At 61.8% G+C, this 22,463-nt stretch carries 16 protein-coding genes and 1 CRISPR repeat array; of the genes, 4 read left to right on the top strand and 12 right to left on the bottom strand.

Annotation, left to right across the window (positions count from 1 at the left end; all coding sequences use genetic code 11):
* Positions 1-132: 132 nt before the first annotated feature.
* Positions 133-2,052 carry a 2-isopropylmalate synthase gene (gene leuA / locus BFAL_RS08190; protein ID WP_055427914.1) on the bottom strand — a complete coding sequence of 640 codons (1,920 nt, stop codon included), beginning with the start codon at positions 2,050-2,052 and terminating at the stop codon, positions 133-135.
* A gap of 225 nt (positions 2,053-2,277) precedes the next feature.
* Between leuA and BFAL_RS08185 the strand changes: the two genes are divergently transcribed.
* Positions 2,278-3,675, top strand: coding sequence for a metallophosphoesterase family protein (locus BFAL_RS08185; protein WP_055427913.1), 1,398 nt, complete (start codon positions 2,278-2,280; stop codon positions 3,673-3,675).
* A 368-nt stretch (positions 3,676-4,043) separates the two neighbouring features.
* Here the strand turns inward: BFAL_RS08185 and BFAL_RS08180 are convergent, their stop codons facing one another.
* Together BFAL_RS08180 and BFAL_RS08175 are read right to left on the bottom strand one after the other, a co-directional pair.
* Positions 4,044-4,310, bottom strand: a complete 267-nt coding sequence (locus BFAL_RS08180; protein ID WP_055427912.1) for a hypothetical protein — start codon at positions 4,308-4,310, stop codon at positions 4,044-4,046.
* A 309-nt stretch (positions 4,311-4,619) separates the two neighbouring features.
* Positions 4,620-5,240: a DUF5701 family protein gene (locus BFAL_RS08175; protein ID WP_055427911.1), complete on the bottom strand. Its 621-nt coding sequence runs from the start codon at positions 5,238-5,240 to the stop codon at positions 4,620-4,622.
* Between the two features lie 180 nt (positions 5,241-5,420).
* Between BFAL_RS08175 and asd the strand changes: the two genes are divergently transcribed.
* Together asd and BFAL_RS08165 are read left to right on the top strand one after the other, a co-directional pair.
* Complete coding sequence (asd, locus tag BFAL_RS08170) at positions 5,421-6,515, top strand: aspartate-semialdehyde dehydrogenase (RefSeq protein ID WP_055427910.1); 1,095 nt, start codon at positions 5,421-5,423, stop codon at positions 6,513-6,515.
* Between the two features lie 713 nt (positions 6,516-7,228).
* The gene (locus tag BFAL_RS08165) at positions 7,229-8,446 is read left to right on the top strand and encodes an ATP-binding protein (RefSeq protein ID WP_082440474.1); all 1,218 of its coding nucleotides are present in this window, start codon (positions 7,229-7,231) and stop codon (positions 8,444-8,446) included.
* A gap of 21 nt (positions 8,447-8,467) precedes the next feature.
* A CRISPR array of direct repeats spans positions 8,468-8,888; the repeat unit is 36 nt; unit sequence GTTGGGAATTAGCATTCACCCCTCTTGATAAGCTTG.
* Positions 8,889-8,938: 50 nt separating this feature from the next.
* On the opposite strand, the gene cas2 is transcribed toward BFAL_RS08165, so the two are convergent.
* The 5 genes from cas2 to BFAL_RS08145 all read right to left on the bottom strand — a co-directional run bounded on the left by cas2 (position 8,939) and on the right by BFAL_RS08145 (position 15,322).
* Positions 8,939-9,271 (bottom strand): CRISPR-associated endonuclease Cas2, encoded by a 333-nt coding sequence (gene cas2 / locus BFAL_RS08160; protein WP_055427908.1) that lies wholly within the window; start codon positions 9,269-9,271, stop codon positions 8,939-8,941.
* Complete coding sequence (gene cas1 / locus BFAL_RS08155; RefSeq protein ID WP_055427907.1) at positions 9,268-10,173, bottom strand: type II CRISPR-associated endonuclease Cas1; 906 nt, start codon at positions 10,171-10,173, stop codon at positions 9,268-9,270. Before cas1 ends, cas2 begins: the two co-directional genes overlap by 4 nt.
* A gap of 9 nt (positions 10,174-10,182) precedes the next feature.
* The gene (cas9, locus tag BFAL_RS10725) at positions 10,183-13,698 is read right to left on the bottom strand and encodes a type II CRISPR RNA-guided endonuclease Cas9 (protein WP_174514768.1); all 3,516 of its coding nucleotides are present in this window, start codon (positions 13,696-13,698) and stop codon (positions 10,183-10,185) included.
* 220 nt (positions 13,699-13,918) lie between these two features.
* A complete protein-coding gene (locus tag BFAL_RS08150; protein WP_055427906.1) occupies positions 13,919-14,485 on the bottom strand; it encodes an ACT domain-containing protein in 567 nt (188 codons plus the stop codon).
* Positions 14,486-14,557: 72 nt separating this feature from the next.
* On the bottom strand, positions 14,558-15,322 hold the full coding sequence (locus tag BFAL_RS08145) for an aspartate kinase (protein WP_055427905.1): 765 nt from the start codon (positions 15,320-15,322) through the stop codon (positions 14,558-14,560).
* Positions 15,323-16,102: 780 nt separating this feature from the next.
* Between BFAL_RS08145 and BFAL_RS08140 the strand changes: the two genes are divergently transcribed.
* Entirely contained in the window at positions 16,103-17,437 is a 1,335-nt protein-coding gene (locus BFAL_RS08140) for an MATE family efflux transporter (protein ID WP_055427904.1), read from the top strand.
* Positions 17,438-17,499: 62 nt separating this feature from the next.
* Here BFAL_RS08140 and BFAL_RS08135 read toward each other — a convergent pair whose 3' ends face one another.
* From BFAL_RS08135 to ftsY, 4 genes are all read right to left on the bottom strand, one after another.
* Positions 17,500-19,401 (bottom strand): nucleotidyltransferase domain-containing protein, encoded by a 1,902-nt coding sequence (locus BFAL_RS08135; protein ID WP_055427903.1) that lies wholly within the window; start codon positions 19,399-19,401, stop codon positions 17,500-17,502.
* A 281-nt stretch (positions 19,402-19,682) separates the two neighbouring features.
* Positions 19,683-20,021 carry a P-II family nitrogen regulator gene (locus BFAL_RS08130; protein ID WP_034529718.1) on the bottom strand — a complete coding sequence of 113 codons (339 nt, stop codon included), beginning with the start codon at positions 20,019-20,021 and terminating at the stop codon, positions 19,683-19,685.
* A gap of 1 nt (position 20,022) precedes the next feature.
* A complete protein-coding gene (locus BFAL_RS08125; protein ID WP_055427902.1) occupies positions 20,023-21,309 on the bottom strand; it encodes an ammonium transporter in 1,287 nt (428 codons plus the stop codon).
* Between the two features lie 199 nt (positions 21,310-21,508).
* Positions 21,509-22,463: signal recognition particle-docking protein FtsY (gene ftsY, locus BFAL_RS08120; RefSeq protein WP_055427901.1), on the bottom strand; the 955-nt coding region annotated here is incomplete at its 5' end.

The raw sequence follows: 22,463 nt of genomic DNA, 5'->3' as shown, positions 1-22,463 counted from the left end.
TCACCGTGAATGGTGATGCCGCACCCCCTGTTCGGTGTAGTGCCGCAGACCGGCGCCATCCGTCTGCGCGCAACGTGCCGTCAGACAGTCACGCGGACGGGTGGCGCACCCGACGCCGCCCGCGGCTCAGACTCAGTGGCGACCGGCGTTCGCGCGGTTGATCGCGGAGATGATCGCCTTCAGCGAGCTCGTGATGATCGACGAATCGATGCCGACACCCCAGATGATCTGCGCGTCCGCATCCTCGCCGACCTGCGCCTCGACATAGGAGGCGGCCATCGCGTCCGTGCCGACGGACATCGTGTGCTCGACATAGTCCATCACGGACGCGTCGATGCCGATGCCCGACAGCGCGTTGAGGAACGCGGCGATCGGGCCGTTGCCGATGCCGGAGATCTCACGCTCGCGAGGCTCGTCCGCGCCGACGTTCACTCCGCGGTCGAGCACGCGCGCCTTGAGCACGGTGTCGGAACCATCCTCGCCGGACGAGACCGCCACCTTGAGCAGCTTCAGGCGGCCCCACGGGGCGAGCGTCGCGTCGTGCGTGTCGCCGACGACCACGCCGGCGGCCGTCATGCCCGACTGCTCGACCGGCAGATACTCGTCCTTGAACAGACGCCAGATGTCCTCGTCCTTGACTTCCTTCTTCGTCTCATCCGCGTACTTCTGGACGATCTTGTCGAACTCCACCTGCAGGCGCTTCGGCAGGTCGAGGTTGTGGTTCGTCTTGAGCAGGTACGCCATGCCGCCCTTGCCGGACTGAGAGTTCACGCGGATGATCGCCTCGTACGTGCGGCCGATGTCCTTCGGATCGATCGGCAGGTACGGCACGAGCCAGACGAACTTGTCAAGATCGGCGCCGGCACGGTCCGCCGCCACCTGACGGGCCTCGAGACCCTTCTTGATGGCGTCCTGATGCGAACCGGAGAACGCGGTGAACACGAAGTTGCCCGCGTACGGGTGACGCTCGGAGATCTTGATCTGGTTGCAGTACTCGACGGTCTTGCGGATCTCCGGCACGTTCGACAGGTCGATCTGCGGGTCGACGCCCTGCGTGAGCAGGTTGAGGCCGAGCGTGACGAGGTCGACGTTGCCGGTGCGCTCGCCGTTGCCGAGCAGGCAGCCCTCGACGCGGTCCGCGCCGGCGAGCACGGCCAGCTCGGTGGCGGCCACGCCCATGCCCTCGTCGTTGTGCGGGTGGAGCGACAGCACGATGGAATCGCGGTTCTTCAGATGCGTGGAGACGTACTCCACCTCGTCGGCGAACACGTTCGGCGTGGTCATCTCGACCGTGGCCGGCAGGTTGATGATCATCGGATGGTCGGGCGTCGGCTTGATGACGTCGGTCACCGCGTCGCACACCTCGACGGCGTACTCCGGCTCGGTGCCGGTGAACGATTCGGGGCTGTACTCGTAGTACAGGTCGATGCCCTTGGCCTCCGATTCGAGGCTCTTGCACAGTTCGGCCGCGTCGGTGGCGAGCTTCTTGATGTCCTCCTTGTCCTTGCGGAAGACGACCTCGCGCTGCAGCACGGACGTGGAGTTGTAGAAGTGCACGATCGCGCGCTTGGCGCCCTTGAGCGCCTCGTAGGTGCGGCGGATCAGGTGCTCGCGGCACTGGGTGAGCACGACGATGGTGACGTCGTCCGGAATCAGCTCACGTTCGATGAGCATGCGGATGAAGTCGAAGTCCGTTTCGGAGGCGGACGGGAAACCGACCTCCACCTCCTTGAAGCCCATGGACATGAGCAGGTTCCAGAAACGCAGCTTGCGCTCGGAATCCATCGGGTTGACGAGCGCCTGGTTGCCGTCGCGCAGATCGACCGAGCACCAGCGCGGCGCGCGGCGCAGCTTCTTCTCCGGCCAGGTGCGCTCCGGGAAGTCGAACGGTACCTGCTTGTCGTAGGCGACGTACTTGGTGTACGGCATCTTGCTCGGCTTCTGCGGCTCGCCGATGAAGCGTGCGGGAGGCAGCAGCGGGTCGTTGTTCCCTCCGTTGGACGCCGCGGCCACAGCCGCGAGATCGAATACCGATGATTGATCCTGACCCATCGTTCCTCCTTTGCTTGATGCGTGGCCGTCTCCCGGCGGCCATTCCACGCCGAATATTCCGGCGACGTATCCGTTTACGCACATGTAACATGCGCAACTTCCCATCCTAGCTACGCCGCGCCCCAACGCCTCGCCGGTCTCACCATGTAGCGGCGCTTCGCGGGCGCCCCGGGCTCCCCCGGGTTCTCCACCTGTCTTCACCTCACCACGACTAGACTGGGAGCCATGACACTGCGATTCCGCAAGAACGGCACGTTCCGCGTGCTGCAGATGGCCGACATCCAGGACAAGCCCGATGTCGACAAAGACACGATCCGTCTCATCGAAGAGGCGATCCACGTCGCCGATCCCGATCTCGTCGTCCTCACCGGCGACCAAATCCGCGGCTACGATCCCGCATACATCGACACGTTCCTGCGCCGCCGCGGCGAGGAGCCGGGCGCGCGCGTCCGCGTCATCACGGAGATCGAGGCGAAACTGCAGGGCGTGCGCCGGCGCATGGCGCAACGCCGCAACCCCGACATGCCGCCCGTCGACGACGTGGTCACGCTCGACGAACTCATGGACGACACGCGCACCAAAGTGCGCGACACGTTCGCCGCGTTCCTCGGCCCGATGACGAACGCGGGCGTGCCGTTCGCCGCCACCTACGGCAACCACGACTTCCAATGCGGCATCCTCGCCGACGAACAGGACGACATCTACCGCGAATTCCCCGGCTGCCTCAACCCGCAGGCCGGTTCCGACGCGCTCGCGCTCGAACCGGGCACGTTCGCGCTGCCGATCGAGGCCTCGGACGGCTCGGGGCATGTCGCGATGAGCGTGACGATGATCAATTCCGGCGACTACGCGGACAAGAACACGCCCGCCGAACGCGATGCGCAATACCCGCTGTACGCCACGAACCCGCGTCGGCTCGACCTGGCCGACTCCGACGGTTACGGCACCCCCTCCCCCGAGGCGATCGCTTGGCTGGGCGACGTGCAACGCGAACTCGCCGCGCGCAACGGCGACGGGCGCCCGGTGCCGTCCATAGCATTCCAGCACATTCCGCCGCAGGAGTTCTATGACGTGCTGCGCGAAGTGCCCGCATGGACGCCGAACGCGGTGGAGGGCGCCCGCACGCATGCGGAGCGTTGCTATGTGCTCGACGAGGAGAAGTGCCGCCCCGGCTCGCGGTTGGGCGAGGCAATCGGCTGCGCCGACGAGAATGTGGGCGAAGTGGCCGCGATGCGCGAGGCGGGCGGATATTTCGCGCTGTTCTGCGGGCATGACCATAAGAACGCGTTCGTGGGCCATGAGGACGGCATCGATCTGGGGTATGCGCCGACCTGTGGGTTCGAATGCTACGGGCCGAAGTCACGCTACCGCGGTATCCGCCTGTTCGAGTTCCACGAGGAGGATCCGGCCGATTATGTGACGCACATGCTCACATGGGGCGATCTGGTCGGGCGTTATTCGGGCAACGAGCTGCGCGTATGGTTCGAGGACCATTGCGTGACGGATGGCGCGAGCCTGCGCAACGAGCTGCGCCGCCCGCCGGTGCTGCTCGGCCTCACCGCCACATTGGGCGCCGCCGGATACGGGCTGTTCGCCGCCGCACGCAAGGCGTTCCGCCGGTAGGGGGTTGCCTTAACCGGGTAGGATGGGCGAACTTGCGCGGTTTGAGAGTGAACTTGCGCGGTTTGAGGGCGAACCTGCGCAGTATCCGGGCGAACCTGCGCGGTTTGGACGCGAATCTGCGCAGTGGGGTGCTGAAAGAGCCGTCGGAGCAGCTGGATTGCCGATGCGGAAACGTTGGAATTCCAACAATGTGGAAATCCACGAACCGGTGCGGACAGCCGCTCTTCAGCAACCCACTGCGCAGGTTCATATGCGAACTGCGCAGGTTCGTACCCGAACTGCGCAGGTTCGTACCCGAATTGCGCAGATAGCCGTCTGATTCGCACAGGTTGAGACCGAACCGCCGGGGTTATACGGGCTCACGAATCCTACTGCTCCGACCCGGTGTCGACCTGCGCGTCAGGCAAGGACGACCAGTCGAATCCGTCGGTGGATTCGACAAAATAGTACGCATTCGCGTCGCTCGGCGCCGGCTTGAAACTCACATCGCCGTCATCGCCATCCTCGCCTGATGACGGCACGAACGGATTGTCTTTGTCATTCGCCGTCGTCACCTTCACCGACGTCTTGTCATACAGCGTCGGATTACGGTAGAGAACGTACGGGCGTTGGCATCCGCCTTCTTCTGCTTCCAAGCCGCCTTGAACGAGTCCGTGTCAAAGTATTCCGCCTCGTTCGGCCGCGGAGATGCCCACGCCGCAGGTGGCGCCTTCACCTCCCGCGCCAAAATCGAACATGCCCCAATCCCTGGTGACAAGACGGTCGGCCGCGCCGCCCTCCGTCGTGTGTCCTCCGAACAAAACCTGTAACCGCCCTCATTGACGGCACCGCATCTCGTGCAGATCATCTTCGCTCTTACTCTTACGGATGAACGATCATCCGCACTTCAGTCTACCCGCGGCGCATATCAGCGGTAAGCATTCCGGGATACCGGGAATCGCGCGTCAGATGAACAGGCTCACGCCGCGACGGGCGATGCAGTACGCGTTCCCCAGCCACGTGTGGCGCGAATTCGGCCAGACCGCACCAAGACGCGGCGCGTTCTGGCTCATCCAGATGCTCGGCACGCGGCCGTCCGCCGAACGCGATCCGAGCAGATTGAAACCGTTCTTCTCCAACAGCCATTCCGGATGCTGCGTGGCGATGGCAAGCCCTTCCTCCAACGTGAGCGGCAGACGTTCGTCGGAGTCGATGAGCTTGCGCGCCACATCCGGCTCACGGTTCACGTAGCACGTGCCGGTATGCGGGTCCACGACCAGATAGAACGGGCCCTCCGGCGGCTCGAAACCGTCCTGCGGCAGGAAACTCGCGATGTCGCGCGGAGGCATCGTCGTGAATCCGGCCATACGGTAGATGGACGTTCGCGCGATCAACGATTCCGGCGAGACGAGCTCGCGCGTCGGCACCAGCAGGATGTTCGCGCCGAGATCGGAATCCTGCAACGCCGTGATGAGCGGGTTGGCGAGCGCGCGGAACGCGGCGGCGCTCATGTCCGCCACATCCGGGTACCCCAACGCCACGATCCGGTCGAGTTGCCTGCGCGCTTCCTGTGATGCTATCGACATGTCTCCCAGACTACCGCGCCGTCCGCACGTTCGCGCAAACGTGCGCAAGCGCGGCGCGACGGCGGTGTACCGTCCGCGCGTCGGCCATCATTTGGAAGCGCACACGCCGCGCGGGCCGCGATTCCGTAGGATTGAACGATACGTGTGCAATCCCGTCCATCTACACCAACGAGGTTCGATATGTCCGAAAAACTGAAGGTCGGCGTGCTCGGCGCGACCGGCATGGTCGGCCAGCGTTTCATCACGCTGCTGGAGAATCATCCGTGGTTCGAGGTGACGACGCTCGCCGCCTCCGCGCATTCCGCCGGCAAGACGTATGAGGAGGCCGTCGGCGACCGTTGGAAGATGTCGACGCCGATGCCCGAATACGTCAAGCACATGACCGTGGTCGACGGCGACGAGGCCGAGAAGGTCGCCGCGGGCGTGGACTTCATGTTCTCCGCCGTGAACATGCCGAAGGACCAGATCCGCGCGATCGAGGAGCGTTACGCGAAGACGGAGACGCCGGTCGTGTCGAACAACAGCGCGCACCGTTGGACCCCGGACGTGCCGATGGTCGTGCCGGAGATCAACCCGGAGCATTTCGCGGTGATCGAACACCAGCGCAAGCGTCTCGGCACCACGCGCGGATTCATCGCCGTCAAGCCGAACTGCTCGATCCAGGCGTACACGCCGGCGCTGGCCGCATGGAAGGAGTTCGAGCCGCACGAGGTGGTGGTGAGCACCTATCAGGCGATCTCCGGCGCGGGCAAGACGTTCAAGGACTGGCCCGAGATGGTGGGCAACATCATCCCGTTCATCTCCGGCGAGGAGGCGAAGAGCGAGAAGGAACCGCTCAAGGTGTTCGGCCACGTGGACGACGCCAAGGGCGAGATCGTGCCGTTCGACGGACCGCTGCGCATCACCTCGCAGTGCATCCGCGTTCCCGTGCTCGACGGCCACACCGCGACCGTGTTCATCAACTTCGGCAAGAAGGCGACGAAGGAGGAACTGGTCGACCGCCTGGTGAACTACACGTCGCGTGCCGCCGAGTTGGGTCTGCCGCATGCGCCGAAGCACTTCATCCAGTACCTCACCGAGGACGACCGCCCGCAGGTCAAGCTCGACGTGGACTACGAGGGCGGCATGGGCGTGTCGATCGGGCGTCTGCGCGAGGATTCCATCTTCGATTGGAAGTTCGTGGGTCTTGCGCACAACACGCTGCGCGGCGCCGCCGGTGGCGCGCTCGAATGCGCCGAAATGCTCAAGGCGCTCGGCTACATCACCAAGAAGTAGCGTGCTTGCTGCTTGACGGCTTGGCTTGATCGGGAATCGGAGACGGACTGTACTTAGCCCGTCTCCGATTCCCCGTAACAGTGGGTGTGACGAGCTGCGGGTTGAGTCTGCGGCGGGGCTGATGGGACTGGGTGACATGACTGGGCACTATCCCCGTCCTGATAATCCCCAGCTATTCCCGATTCCCCGGTCCTTTACACCGTTATTCCGGATTTACAGCGCCAAACACCCGTTTGGAAGCCTCCATTTCGTCCATTTGGCGCTGTAAATCCACGATTTCGGGTGTTTGAGCCCTTGCGTTAACCCACTATCTGCCCCGCGTAAGTCACCCACGCACTGCTCCCGCACGCCACGTGCTCCACATCGAGGCTCACGAACGCTTGTGTGGAGCGACGATGCTCCACACAACGGCTTGAGAACGGCGATTGCATGCCGTGTGGAGCAAACGCTCCACACAAGCGCATAGACATCGCCCTCACAGGGAGTGTGGAGCGCTCTCTCTCCACACTCCCGCACAGACAGCATTTGTGGCACAGTCTGGAGCGCGTGCAGCACCTCGCCGACTACTCGAAATCGACGAATTGATCACCGTGAGTCAGCAACCGACCTAATCGGTTCAGACATTTCTTCTTTCACAGAAGAAATTCACATCATTTTCCAGAGTTCTTCTTCCATAGAAGAAGAACTCTGGAAAACCTGATAGAATTTCTTGCATGCAAGAAACCAGAGCCTTAGTTGATCGGCCGCGGTATCTCGACCGCATCATGCCGTTTGTCGACACCGATGTCATCAAGGTACTTGTCGGTCTGCGACGCAGCGGCAAGTCGGACATGCTGCGACTCATCCAACGCCGGCTCGTGGCCGAAGGCTGCCGGGCGGAACAGTTCATTTCGATGAACTTCGAGGATTACTCGCTCGCCAAATACCATAATCCCGACAAGCTCCACGCATATCTCATGGAACGTATCAACTCCATCGACGGCAAGCCGTACGTGTTCCTTGATGAGGTGCAGGAAGTGCACGGATTCGAAAAAGTGGTCAATTCCCTACGCGCGACCACGAATGCTGACGTCACCATCACCGGATCGAATTCCACATTGCTGTCCGGCGAACTCGCCACGTATCTGGGCGGCCGATACGTGCAGTTCGAGGTATTCCCCTTCGGATACGCCGAATTCGTCGAGGCGAAAAAGCGACTCGGAACAGACTCCTCATTCCAGGCGTTCCTCACGGAAGGAGGCATGCCGTTCATCGTCACCGGCAGCTGGAATGAGGAGAGTCGCCGAACGTATCTGACGGATATCTACCGTTCCGTAGTGCTTCGCGACGTGGTCCGCCGTCATCGGATCCGCGACGTGGCATTGCTGGAACGCATCGTCATGTTCGCGATGCAGAACACCGGCAACATGATATCCGCGAATGCCATCGCGTCATATCTCAAAGCGGAGCGCCTCGACGTCAGCGCGCAAACGGTCATCAACTATCTGGAATACTGTCGGGAAGCATTCCTGTTGGAGCGCATGAACCGCACCGACCTGACAGGCAAGCAGGTGCTGAAGACGCTGCAGAAATACTATGTGGCCGACCATGGGCTACGCGGCGCGATTGTCGGCGACGGGCTCGCCCAGATCCAAGGGGTATTGGAGAACATCATCGCCATGGAGGGGTTGCGTAGGGGGTATGCCGTCACCGTCGGCGCCGTCAACGGCAAGGAGGTCGATTTCGTCTTCGACAAAGGCGAACGACGCAGGTACGTGCAGGTGACGTATCTCATCGACAGCGACAAGACCGCGGAACGCGAGTTCGGAGTGTTCAGGGACATTCCGGACAACTATCCGAAGACCGTGGTCTCGATGGATCCGATCCTGCGCCCGCGCGACGGCATCGAGCACCGCCGCATCGACGAATTCCTCCTCGCCGAGGATTGGTGACGGACGGCGCAGCAGCTGTCGGTTGGGAATTAGCATTCACCCCTCTTGATAAGCTTGCGGCGCATGGTCGGACGGTCCAATTCCCGTTGGGAATTAGCATTCACCCCTCTTGATAAGCTTGGAGTTCTGGCAGCAGATGGACAAACTCAGTTGGGAATTAGCATTCACCCCTCTTGATAAGCTTGACAAGGAGACACCACCAATGAACGGATTCGTTGGGAATTAGCATTCACCCCTCTTGATAAGCTTGGAACGCCCCTGCGCCTGCACGAAATCATGTTGGGAATTAGCATTCGCCCCTCTTGATAAGCTTGGAACGCCCCTGCGCCTGCACGAAATCATGTTGGGAATTAGCATTCGCCCCTCTTGATAAGCTTGGGAGTGGTCAACCCAGTCGTTCCAGTCGGTTGGGAATTAGCATTCACCCCTCTTGATAAGCTTGATAGCCGTTCAAGAGGGGCTATTTTCTGCCGCTTTCGGCACTTTTCACCTTCAAAAAAGCGTGAACAGCTCCGGTGTCTCCACCTCATCCTCCGGTTCCAGATTGGCGTAACGCAACGCCGACGCCCACTGGTGGTCACTGATATGCAGCACACGGACATACCCGCGCTCCGGTAACGCGGCTTTGATCGCTTTCACCGTCGCACGATTACCTGCCTGCGTAGGCGTGTAACGCGCATAGACCGAATACTGCACCATGGAGTATCCCATGTCCAACAGCATGTTTCTGAACTCGGTGGCCGCACTGCGCTGCTGCTTGGTCTTCACCGGCAAATCAAACATCACCAGGCACCACATGCCGCCACTGTCCTCATCCGTCTTCATATGCTACCCGCATACTCGGGCACCGGTAATCTGTCGATACGACCCTCGCAATACAAGCCATATTGTTGGGCGAAATCATTCAGCGAGCTGGGAATCGTCAGCCCAGCACCATTGAGCTGCTGGTTGACCGCTTCCACAAGACGACGTTTCACGCCGCCATCGGACAAAGCGTCATCGGCACGCAGCTCAGCCACGCGCCGGTCAATCGCCGGACGGTACGGCTCCAGAATGTCATCCGCCAAGCAGAAGTAGTTACCACGGTTATGATGGTGCATCCCCAATGAGGGAATCAGGCCCGCAGAAATCACGGCTTTCACCGCGAATCCGCGCAATACCATATAGGCGTAGTCAAGTTGCGCGTTCCTGCCCACGCCTTCGCCGGGAATTCGTCTGAATCCTTCATCGGAGGGGAACACGCGTTTCCAGTACTCACGCGCCGCATGTCCCTCGCGATTGGTTGGGTCCCCGGACCTCACCGAGGCAGCTATGCTACGCAATAATCCGCCTCCATCAAGACCCAGACCATCCAGACAAGCTGCCTGCCCACGAATCTTGGCTTGGACGATACGACCCCAAGCGTTTTTCCTGCGTGGCAACGTCATATCTGTTTGGGCAAGTTGCCTCTGGGTGACCGTAGTCGGAGTATCGGTCCAAGCGTGGAGCGCCGCATCCGACACTCCACGCCAGTCGCACAACATGACCGATACGCCATAACGCGCCATCTCATGCAGCACAGCCGCAGAGCATGACACCTTCAGACCAAGCAACACCACGGCCGTCTGCGCCAGCGGAACATCAACCGTTTCATCGGCATCATCCCGCTTCACACGCATATTGCCACGCGTGTAGGAGATACGCCCTGCCATCTCCGTGCAATCGATGACCCGCCACTGGCTTTGCATGATGATTCCCTACTCGGCCCAGCGCCACGAACATGGCAATCCCGATTTCGAGTGCCAACGCGGTTCGCCCAAAGCATTACGACGAATCACTACAGGAGCATTATTATTCCCGATTTTATTGATGGTAGCTCTCCAACCCTTTCCGCTAATTAACTTAGTAATCTCAGGAGGTAACGACCCGCCGAAGGATTCCAAACCTTCAGATGACAGAATCCTTGGACGAAGTACAATTCTGCTGGGATCCTCAAAACCAGTTACAACCCATGAGGTACATGCAATAGTTGAAGAATCAAAGCACGCACACCAATCGGAGAATTGTTTCAAAGCACTATCATCAGATAATGCTGAATAATCAACGCGGATTTCATCTCCAGCAACAAGCCATCCAAGATACTCGGCGTTACCTGCCTGTACCGCCTGCACGGTACGCTGCTCGCCCCATCGCATCGAAACCGATTGAGGAGGCAATGGTACAGAGAACAAATCCTCACGTTGGTACCGCAGCAAATCCACTTGAAATACACGAATCATGCCATACCAATATTTGCGTCCGCCCTTCGTATTCTGCTCCCACCAACGATAGACGCGCGCATGGTGAATCGCCGAACGGATTTTCGCCGAACCGCCACGAACTGCAACCTGTGCCGCAGTCTTTTTCTGTGCCGCAGTCTTTTTAAAGAATCCTATCTCGTCGTCGGCGGCGTATTCGACACCATGCACAACGATATGCCGTGCACTATTCGCTGGAAGTCCCTTCGCCGCATCGAAATCAGGCAGACGCGTAAGCGCACACCACAACGCCGGCGTGGAAGCCCTGTAAATCAAGTCGGAATCCATCGCTTCGCCAAGGCGCACACGCCGCAATGCATTGACCTTAGCATCATGTGCAATGGAATTACCCAACTTCAAACGCATCTGCTGACGAACAACCACACGGTTATGGTCAAGGGCGTCATTCAATAGATTCAATAGAGTTTCCATACCGATGCACCATTGTTGAAACAGTTCATAGCCGTCATCCCCTTGGTACGGATAGTCTTCTCCTGGCCGCTCACCTACATTCAAACGGCTCTCCACCCTTTGGGCATCACACCACGAATCGCGTATTGCCAGTACTCGAGCAACTGATGGCCGCATCAAAGCGATAACCGTCGCGTCAACCGCGTGATGACGACGATCCAGACGCGTCTTGCCTCTCGGTCCGAAGAAATGAATCTTTTTCCCCCAGCCGTCAACCCGACGTGCGGAAGCAGTGATATTACCAGAGAATACTCGAACCGTGACAGAGACTTCGGGAAGCTCCTCCTCAGTTTTCGCTTGATATCGTGCAGCGTTATAATGCCAGTCGATTCGACTACGCAATTCACGGGCCATCCATGCCACCGATTCGATGGAACGATCATCAATCGGTTCATCCTCTTCGGTTTGTCTCAGTCGTCTCTTTATTTCCTTTATAAAATTGTCCCATGCCTTGCCAGTACAATCAGGTAACATATTATCAACACGAGCAAGCGCTTTCCCCAAACTAACCTCTGGACGCCGAGCAACTTCCGACTCAGCCCATTTGGCAAACGGAATGTCCGATTTTGAGATATTGCATTCTCTACAGACAGCCGCCAAATTCGCTTTGATATTAGAAGCACCAGCACTTTTCCTCGAAACAATATGGTCCATTTCACAAGTGTCAAACGTAATCTCACACCCACAGTACAAGCACTGACTATTCTGGCGCTGTATATGTTGACGTCGATCATCCATATTCTTTTGCCGCTTCAACGCTTCAAGCTTGCGAATATTGCTCCTGCTATCGATATACCCGCCTGTCCGCAATTCTTCAGCGAGCTCGGAACGACGTTTACTCTGTTTCTTTATGCCACGCTCATATTCGCGCGTGGCAGCAATAGAAGCAAATCCCGAACGCACATGTTCAATCTGCACGGACTCCGGCTTGCCCCAACGCTCTTCACACCTCATCAACCATTGGTTGACGATCTTAACTACCCTATCCGCAGAGGGGTTGCCAATCGGAGCGCCGATATGGGTTGCCGGCGGGCGCCAATAATCAGTAACGCCGAACAGTGACTTCCGCGCTTGATATAAGTCCTCATCGGTCATCAGCATCCGATCAGTCAACTTCCTTAATGTTTCAGCCCCATAAGCCGCTCTACCAATCGGCAGGCCAATGGAGTCCAAGCCAGCCAGCTCATCCATGCTCAAAGAGTCAACAAAACTGATCACCGCATCATCATGAATATCTTCAAAACCCTCAGCGTTAGACAGCAATTCAATCATCGCTTCGCGCGACTCTTCTGAAACGCTTTTCCACCACATCCGTAATGAATCGGCGATGGACCCTTTGGCTTCACGAATCCGCTGCAGCGTCACTATTCGAGGAGGGTCACTGGAGATGCGATCCATATCGTCATCGATAGTTTTACCCACACCGACAAGCTGACTCTTCGCATATCCCAGGCACTCGGCCACGTCTGCCCAACTGATTTCAGTATGTGAATCGGCAACAAGCAGTTCAAACGCCTTACGTTTTTCAGCTACAGTCAATGGTCTGTTCCGGCGATTGTCACCGATACGGAGATTTACCAGCACTGCTGCGATACGGTACTGTTGGAATACCAGAGAAGCTTTCAATGCCCGATACTGGCCGTCATCAAACGGGTCTTTCCCGACTAGTCGTTTACTGGATCCCCTAGGAGATTCCACATGGAAAACCTCTTTGAACAACGGCTCCCATTCTGAGCGGGGAACATGCTGCATTTCAAAAATGCACTTCAGCTCATTGGCATAATCCTCCTGCATCAATTTACCTTGCAGAAGTCCTACCCGTATTTTCCCCTTCTTCCGCGTTGTTCTTATCCGCGTCATGACTCCATCCGTGCATGCACTCACAGCAACAATCAACTGCGCCGGAGTTACCTCTGTCTTCAGAGGGCGACCGATCCGCTCCTCAGCGCGCTTCCTCAGAACGTCATACAATTCCGAATATGGATTGCTGGTCAGCAACGACTCCACGCCATGGAATGAATTACGCCATCCACGATGACGCGCGATATGACGCAACGCAATAGAAACGTTCTCCTTGCGCGTAGACTCATCCTCGATGAACGCGGTAGCAAGCTCTGCCCGAATCGTCCACTCATCATGGGCATTCAACGATTCAGGGACCACAATCGGATACCCCGATTGTTGCAGTTTCCTGTCCAATTCCTTGAGCCGTTTGGAACGATTGCGAAGCGTCCGGCGTACTCTTCTTGCAATTCCCGCATTCCGTTTACGCGTTTGACTACCCGTTCGCCCGGCAATATCTTTCCGGGATGAACTTGATCGACTAACCAAACTACCTTCCCCTGTGGCATTGCTCGACTGATTCGGGTCCACGCCGCCGTCATGAATAACCGATTGCGCATTGAGAATCTTCACCGGCATGCCGTCGTCATCGACCTCGATAGCGGCCAAACCGACCGAATTCAAGCCCACGTCAATGCCAACACGGTAGTGTTTCGCACCCATTTCACCCTCTTCTCTGAGAACAACGTTAATGAGCAATACTACCGAAATAAAGAAAACGGGGCGGGTATGACCCCGCCCCTAACAGCACGAAGACTGCTGAGCAATCAAAGCGGCTAACATGTCCGCTCTTATTGAGAATTAGCACTGTCAAGTGTAACGCTCATCTAGGCAGAACACGCGGGCGTGGTGAGCATACACGCTCGTCACCACCGCGCCTGATTCAGCGGCCGGTGCCGCCGTAGACGACGGCTTCCACCTTGTCGGCGTCGAGGCCGTAGGCGGTGTGGAGGGCCTTGACGGCGTCGTTGAGCTGGTTGAGCGGCACGAGGGCGGCGATGCGGATCTCGGAGGTGGAGATCATCAGCACGTTGATGCCCTTGTCGCTCAGCGCCTGGAAGAACTTGGCGGCGAGACCGGAGTGGGTCTTCATGCCGACGCCCACGACCGCGACCTTGCCGACGTTCGTGTCCACGTCGAAGGACTTGTAGTCGAGCACGTCATGGTTGTCAATCAGCGCGTTCTCGACGGCCTTGACGGACGCTTCCGGCACGGTGAAGGAGATGTCCGCGGTGCCGGCGGAGGAGCCTGCCTGCACAATCATGTCGACGTTGATGCCGGCGGTGGCGAGTTCGGCGAACACCTTCGCCGCCATGCCGGGCTCGTTCGGCACGCCGCGCACGGTGGCGAGCGCCTCGCTGCGGTCGTGCGCGATGCCGGAGATGACCGGCGCCTCGGGGCCGAGGTCCGGGAACAGGTCGCCCATGGATTGTTCGTTGTTGTTGCTCATTGGTATGTCGCTTTCGGTTCAGTGCAAAGAGTGCACAAGTGCAAGGGTTGGTCGCGGGTTCGCCCGGCGGGTTCAGTCGAGGTTCGGCAGGGTGCGCGGGTCGACGCCGTCCGGCACGACGAGCGTGCCCGGCCGGTGCGAGAAGGAGGAGCGCACGTGCAGCGGCATGTTGAACCGCTGCGCGTATTCGACGCAGCGCAGCGCGAGCACCTTCGACCCGCAGGACGCCATTTCGAGGATCGAATCGTATCCGATTGCGGGGATGCGGCGCGCGGTGGGCACGATGCGCGGGTCGGCGGTGAAGATGCCGTCCACGTCGGTGTAGATCTCGCAGATGTCGGCGCCGAGCGCGACGGCGAGCGCGACGGCGGACGTGTCAGAGCCGCCGCGGCCGAGCGTGGTGGCGTCGCCCTTCGCGTTGATGCCCTGGAAGCCGGCGACGATGGCGACGTCGCCGATGGAGAGCGCGTTCTTCACGCGTTCCGGCTTGACGGCCTTGATGTGCGCTGCGCCGTAGCGGGCGTCGGTGAAGAAGCCGGCCTGCTGGCCGGTGAAGGAGTGCGCGCGGCTGCCTTCCGCGTGGATGGCCATGGCGAGCAGGCTCATGGAGATGCGTTCGCCGGCGGTCATGAGCATGTCCATCTCGCGCTCGGGCGGGTTGGAGTCGATGCTGAGCGCCTGGTCGATGAGATCGTCGGTGGTGTCGCCCATCGCGGAGACGACGACGGCGACCTTATTGCCTTTTTTCTTCGTTTCGACGACGCGTTTGGCCACACGTTTGATCGAATCGGTATCGGCGACCGACGAGCCGCCGTACTTCTGCACGATGAGAGCCACTGCTATCCAATCTTCTTCCGATGCCTCCCGTTTCTCTGTTGCGGGAGTGTTTGCCGCATATTCTACGTAAACGCAACGATTATAAGGAATGGGCGTGGTGCCCCAGCGAGGCAGCGCCACCATGCGGACACGCGGTGGACGTGAGCGTACGCGCGGGAAGAGCCGCGCCCGTCGCGCACGTCAACCGCACCACGCGCCCGCACCACACACGCACGCCGCGCCGCACGACGGTCCGACACGTCGCGCACGATAATCGCGCGCACCACACGCGCACGCCGTGACGCCGCCACGCCACGCACGCATCACGATGCCGCCACGGCGTCATACGCCACACGCACCACGACCGCGCGGCACGCGACGACCCACACGCCGACCCACACGACCATCCACACGGTGAACAACACGTAACGTCCAACACACGCGCCCGGTTATCCACATCGACCCGGCACCACAGATATACGGTCGCCGCGCGCTGTGGAAAACTAGATATGTGGATAGCCCAAAGTTATCCACACTGTTATCCACAAACACCCCCTAAAGCCTTACGACACGCCGAAACCGATGTGGATAAGAAAAAGTTATCCACATTTTCACCCCCGAAAACGCCCGAAAATCCACCAAGTTATCCACACTATGGGGATAACTCGGTGGATAAGTTGGGGATAACCTGTGGATTACTTTTTCCACCATGGACACCGACTTGCGCAACACGTAACACCGTGGTAATCGCATCTGAACGGCAGGTTAACAACCACGGAAACCAAGGAAACGGAGCGCCACATGAGCAACAGCCGCAGCACCTACGCGCGAATCGCCGCGTTGGCGCTCCCCACGTTCGGCCAGCTCATCGCCGAACCCACGTTCATCCTCATCGACACGGCCGTCGTCGGCCATATCGGCGACGCGGCATTGGCGGGACTGTCCATCGGATCGACCATCATCCTCACCACCGTCGGCCTGTGCGTCTTTCTCGCCTACGGCACCACTTCGCAGGTGGCGCGGCTCATCGGCGCGAACCGCCGCCGCGAAGGCCTCGAAGCGGGCATCGACGGCATGTGGCTGGCGCTCATCATCGGCGTCGTCGTATCGGCCACGCTGTTCGCCGCCGCACGGCCGTTGTGCGCGGCGCTCGGCGCGAGCGGGCCGGTGCTCGACCAGGCGCAACGCTACCTCGAAGCCGTCGTGTTCGGATTGCCCGGCATGCTGCTCGTCTACGCGGCGAACGGCATCTTCCGCGGCCTGCAGAAGGTGCGCATCACCCTGACCGCAGCCATCGCCGGCGCAATCGTGAACACGGTGCTGGAACTGCTGTTCGTCATCGGATTCGGCTGGGGCATCACCGGTTCGGGCGCGGCCACGCTGATCGCGCAATGGTTCATGGGCGTCTTCCTGACGGTTCCGGCGATCCTGTGGTCGCGCGCGGAAGGCGCGTCGGTGCGTCCGCGCCTCGCCGGCATCCTCACCAGCGCGGGCGACGGCCTGCCGCTGTTCGTGCGCACGCTCGCCCTGCGCGTCTGCCTCGTGGCGACGGTCATGCTCGCGGCGCGCATGGGCGTCACGGTGCTCGCCGCGTATCAGGCGGTGAACGCGTCATGGAATTTCGTATTGAACATGCTGGACGCGATCGGCGTCGCCGGGCAGGCGCTCGTCGCCACCGAAATCGGCGCGCGGCGGTTCCGCGAGGCGCGCGCGATGACCGCGGCGGCGGGGCGTGCCGGCGCGGCATGCGGCGTGATGATCGGCGTGGGGATGGCCGTGGCGGGCTTCGTGGCTGCGCCGTTGTTCTCCCCCAGCGCCGACGTGCAGACGCTCATCACGATCGGCATGGCCACGCAGGCCGTGTTCCTGCCGTTGTGCGGGTGGATGTGGGCGCTCGACGGCATCCTCATCGGCGCGGGCGACTACCGCTACCTCGCCGGCGCCTGCTGCACGACCGCCTGCGCGTACCTGCTCGCGCTCGTCGGCGTGAACGCGCTGGACGGCGCCGTGCTCACCACGCCCGCCGCGCGCATGATCGCCCTGTGGGTGGTGCTCAACGTGGTGTTCATCGGTCTGCGCGCCCTGTTCAACGCCCTGCGCGCCCACGGCGACGCGTGGATCACGGTTCGTTCCTGAACCACCACGATTCCCTCCCGAGCCGCCGCGTGCGGCCCAATCCACGGTCCGCACGCGGCGGCTCACATGTGGTAGCGGGTCGCGGCGACCATCTGTTTGACCAGCGTCTCTCGCCACGTGCTCCACCCGTACTTCTTCGTGATGGCCTCCTCCGAAGTGGCGCCCAGCGACGAACCGTCGGCGCGCGTCAAATCATAGAGCATGTCAAGCAGCATCGGATCATGGCGCAACTGGTTCGCCAAATCGGAACCGGTGTTCGGATCGTTCGGATTGCGGCCGGTCGCGAACTCGCTCAACGTCAGATGCTCGCGCACGAGCAATGTCACCATGCGCACGATATCCGCGTCGTAGCCCATGCGTTTGAGGATCACCGGCGCGTGCCGTGCGCCCTCCGCGGCGTGATCGGCCACGCCGGAACGTTTGCCGATGTCATGCAGGATGCCGGCGAGCAGCAGCGCCGTGAAATGCGTGTCGTCATACCGCGGCACGCCGGAACCGTCCGCGGCGACGCCGGCACCGCGCGCGGCCCCCGCGGCCGCGTCGCGGTCGGCGCGCGACGGGAATCCGATCTCGCGCGTCAGCCGCGACACGACCTCCACGGAATGACGGTCGATGGTGTAGCGGTGCGCGGCCGAAACCGACGGACGATTGCGGATGCCCAACCATTCCGGCATCCATTTGCCCGGAATGTCGACGAAATCGATCTCCTCCCACACGCGGATGAGCTCCGGGCCGGACGCGAGCAGCCGCACGAACAGGTCGCGCGTCGTGGCGTCCCACCGGTTGCTGTGGATCGGGCAGCGGCGCAGACTCTCCAACGTACCGGGGTTGATCGGCAGCGCGCGCTGCGCCGAGGCGAGCGCGACGCGCAGCGCGAGCGCGGCGTCGCGCGACGGATCGGCGCCCGGCGCGAGCACGATCTCACGCTCGTGTACGGCGACGCCCGGCGCGACCGTCTCGAACTTCGGCGCCTCGCGATGGCCGCCGGCGCGCTGCGACATCATCTGGAAGAACGCGAAACGAGGGCGCTCGTGCGTGAGCGAATGCTCGGCGCGCGAGGCGGTCGAGTCGAGCGAGAACGCGATGCGGCGGCCGATGCGCGCGAGCAGCGTCTGCATGTCGTCGATGGATTTCGCCTCGCGTTCGCCGCCGGACGGCAGTGTCGGGTCGGCGAGGCCGAGCATCGCGGCGACCTTGTCCTGATAGGGGGTGAGGAGCAGGTTCGTGTCTTTGTTCGCGACGAGGTGGATGCAGTCGCGCACGTCGAGCAGACGTTCGACGGCGTCGTCGTACGCGCCGTGCGGGCGGTCCGCGAGCCACGACACGGCGAGCGCGGAGATGAGCACGGAATCGCGCAGGCCGCCGCGCGACTCCTTGATGTCGGGCTGGTTGATGTATTGGAGACGGCCGAACTCGTCGAGTCGGCTCGTGGCGGATGCGAGCAGTTCGGGCAGCCGCTTGCGCGCGGCTTTGCGCCAACGTTCGAGGATGGAGTCGGCGGTGGCGCGGATGAGGTCGATGTCGCCGGCGACGGGCTCCACGTCGAGCCATCCCATCGCGGCGGGCAGGTCATGGTCGGTGACGGATTCGCATTGCTGGCGGGTGCGCACGGAATGGTCGAGGTCGAGACCGGAATCCCACAGCGGGTACCAGAGTTTGTTGGCGAACGCGTTGAGCTGCTGGTCGTTCAGCGCATGCGGGTCGTAGATGAGCACGAGGTCGAGGTCGGAGCTGGGGCCGATCTGCCCGCGGGCGAGCGAGCCGACGGCGGCCAGCCCGATGCCGTGGTCGGGCACGGTGAAGTCGACGCCGCTCTTCGCCTCGCCCCACAGGCGGGTGAGGCAGTCCATCGCGAGTGCGGTGCGCGCCTTGCGTTTGCCCGCACCGTCGCGGTAGACGCCGTCCGCGTCCGGCTGGCTCATCGCCATGAACCGTTGTTTCAAACCATCGACCGCGCTGGCCATGCCGCCATCCTTTTCTGTTGCGGGAGTGTGATGTGATGTGGTGTGTGCAGCCGTGCGTTCCGTGAAACGTCAACCGCGGTCGGCTCCCCGAAAACCGCATGACGAGCCTTATACGACAGGTCCCCGCACGGCCACGAGGGCGGCGTGCGGGGACCTGGCTCTATTGATGGCCCGACCTTCCCGGCAATGCGACACACACCGGTGAAGGAGGGACGTCTGTCATCGGATCCGGCCGTCGGGTCCGAGCGAACCGTCGGTTCCGATCGGACCGACGGTACCGGTCAGATCGCGGCGGAACCGGACTCGCCGGTGCGCACGCGCGTCACCGAGTCGAGCGGGGCCACCCAGACCTTGCCGTCGCCGATGGTGCCGGTGCCGGCGGCCTTGACGATCACGCCGACGAGCGTTTCGGCGTCGGCGTCGTCGCTCAGCACCTCGACGCGGATCTTCGGAATCAGGTCGACGGTGTATTCGGCACCGCGGTAGACCTCGGTGTGGCCGCGCTGACGGCCGTAGCCGTTCGCCTCGGACACGGTCAGGCCGTGCACGCCGGCGGCCGCGAGGGCCTCCTTGACGTCGTCGAGCTTATGGGGCTGAATGATTGCGGTGATGAGCTTCATCTCACCTCACCTCCTTGAGGACGGAGCTGGCGGTGCCAGCGAAATCGTATGCGCGCTCACCCTGATCGGCGAGGTCGATGCCGCCGACCTCCTGGGCCTCGGTGACGCGCCAGCCGATGGTCTTCTCCAGCGCGAAGGCGATGATGCCGGTGATCACGGCGGAGTAGACGATGGCGCACAGCGCGATCAGGACCTGCACGACGAGCTGCTTCCAGTCGCCGCCGGCGAACAGGCCGGTGCCTTCGCCGAAGAAGCCGATGAGCACGGTGCCGGTGAAGCCACCGACGCCGTGGACGCCGACGACGTCGAGGGAGTCATCGTAGCCGAACTTGAACTTCAGGCCGCAGGCGAGGCAGGTCAGGACACCGGCGATCGCGCCGAGCACGATGGACCACAGCGGGGAGACGACATCGGCGGCCGGAGTGATGGCGACCAGACCGGCGACGATACCGGAGGCGGCACCCATCGCGGTGTAGTGGCCGGAGCGGATCTTCTCGGTGAAGCCCCAGGAGAGCATGGCGGCGGCAGCAGCGGCAGAGGTGGAGACCCACGCGTAGCCGGCGGTGCCGTTAGCGGCGAACGCGGAACCGGCGTTGAAGCCGAACCAGCCGAACCACAGCAGGAACGCGCCGAGCATCACGAACGGGATGTTGTGCGGGCGGAACGGCTGCGTGGCGAAGCCCTTGCGCTTGCCGATGATGAGCACGATCACCAGCGCGGCGACTGCGGCGTTGATGTGGACGACGGTGCCGCCTGCGAAGTCATGCGCGGCCGCGCCGATGGCGGTGGAGATCGCGCCCGTGCCGGACAGCAGACCCTTGTTCCAGACCATGTGCGCCAGCGGAGCGTAGTCGAAGGTGAGCCACAGCGCCACGAAGATCATCCACGTGCTGTACTTGACGCGCTCGGCGATGGCGCCGCAGATCAGGCCGACGGTGATCATCGCGAAGGCGACCTGGAAGGCCACGTCCACGGAGACCGGGTAGTTGTTGGCGTTCAGGCCGGTCGTGGTGAACACGCCGTCCTTGGCGACCATCGAATCCTTCAGCAGGAAGCCGGAGGCCGGATCGCCGAAGATGCCGGCGACGTCAGAGCCGGCGTAGGCGATGGACCAGCCCCACAGGGTCCAGATGACCATCGTGACCGACAGCGCGGCCGCCTCGAGCATCAGCATGTTCAACACGGCCTTCGCACGGACCATGCCACCATAGAAGAACGCGACACCGGGTGTCATGAGGAAAACCAGGGACGCGGAAGTCAATATCCATGCGGTGTTTCCGGAATCCATGTCTACCTCCCTCTCTTTCACATCTATGCCGGGCCGCTGGGAGCAGCCCGGCTCTGTTCCGTTCGTCGTCCCCCTCATGGGGGCTAACGGTTCGATAGTGAACGCCCGGATGGTTTTGATTGCGTTACGGCAGGTTACGCGATTGTTAATCGCGGCCCGCGAAACGGCCCGCGAAACCGCCTGGGAGCAGGCATCGGGGTCAGGCGAGAATCCCGTCCACGAAGCTTTCCGGATCGAACGGCGCGAGATCGTCCGGGCCTTCGCCGAGGCCGACGAGCTTGACCGGCACGCCGAGCTCCTTCTGCACGGAAATCACGATGCCGCCCTTCGCGGAACCGTCGAGCTTGGAGAGCACCACGCCGGTGATGCCGATCGCCTCGGCGAACACCTTCGCCTGGGTCATGCCGTTCTGGCCGGTGGTGGCGTCAAGCACGAGCAGCACCTCGTCGACGGGCAGGTTCTTCTCGGTGACGCGGCGGATCTTGCCGAGCTCGTCCATGAGGTTCGCCTTGTTCTGCAGGCGGCCGGCCGTGTCGATGATGAGCACGTCGGCGTTCGCCTCCTTGGCCTTGGCGCTCGCCTCGAACGCGACCGACGCCGGGTCGGCGCCGTCCTTGTCGGAGCGGACGACGGGCACGTTCACCTTCGCGCCCCACGTTTCGAGCTGGTCTGCGGCCGCGGCGCGGAACGTGTCCGCCGCGCCCATGACGACCTTCTTGTTCTCGGAGACGAACAGGCGGGCGAGCTTGCCGGCGGTGGTGGTCTTGCCGGTGCCGTTCACGCCCACCATGATGATGACGCCCGGCGTGTTCGCGCCCGGCTTGTCCGCGTTGAGGCGACGGTCCGTGTCGCGCCCGACCAGGTCGAGCAGCTTCTCCTTGAGGGCGGCGCGTACCTCGGCCGGGTCGGCCTTGCCGGTGACGCGCGCGTCGGTGCGCAGATCGTCGACGAGCTGTTCGGACGCCTCGGCGCCGACGTCGGCGAGCAGGAGCGTGTCTTCGACATCCTCCCAGTCCGCTTCGGAGAGGTTGTCCTTGGCGAGGATGTTGAACAGGGCCTTGCCGAACGGATTGTTCGACTTGGCGAGTTTCGCCTTGAGGCGGGTGAGTCGACCGCCGATGGGTTCCGGCTTCTCGACGGCCGGGGGGGGGGGG

The sequence above is a fragment of the Bifidobacterium aesculapii genome, from assembly GCF_001417815.1.
GTDB classification, from domain to species: domain Bacteria; phylum Actinomycetota; class Actinomycetes; order Actinomycetales; family Bifidobacteriaceae; genus Bifidobacterium; species Bifidobacterium aesculapii.
This window is presented reverse-complemented; position numbering and strand designations above follow the sequence as displayed.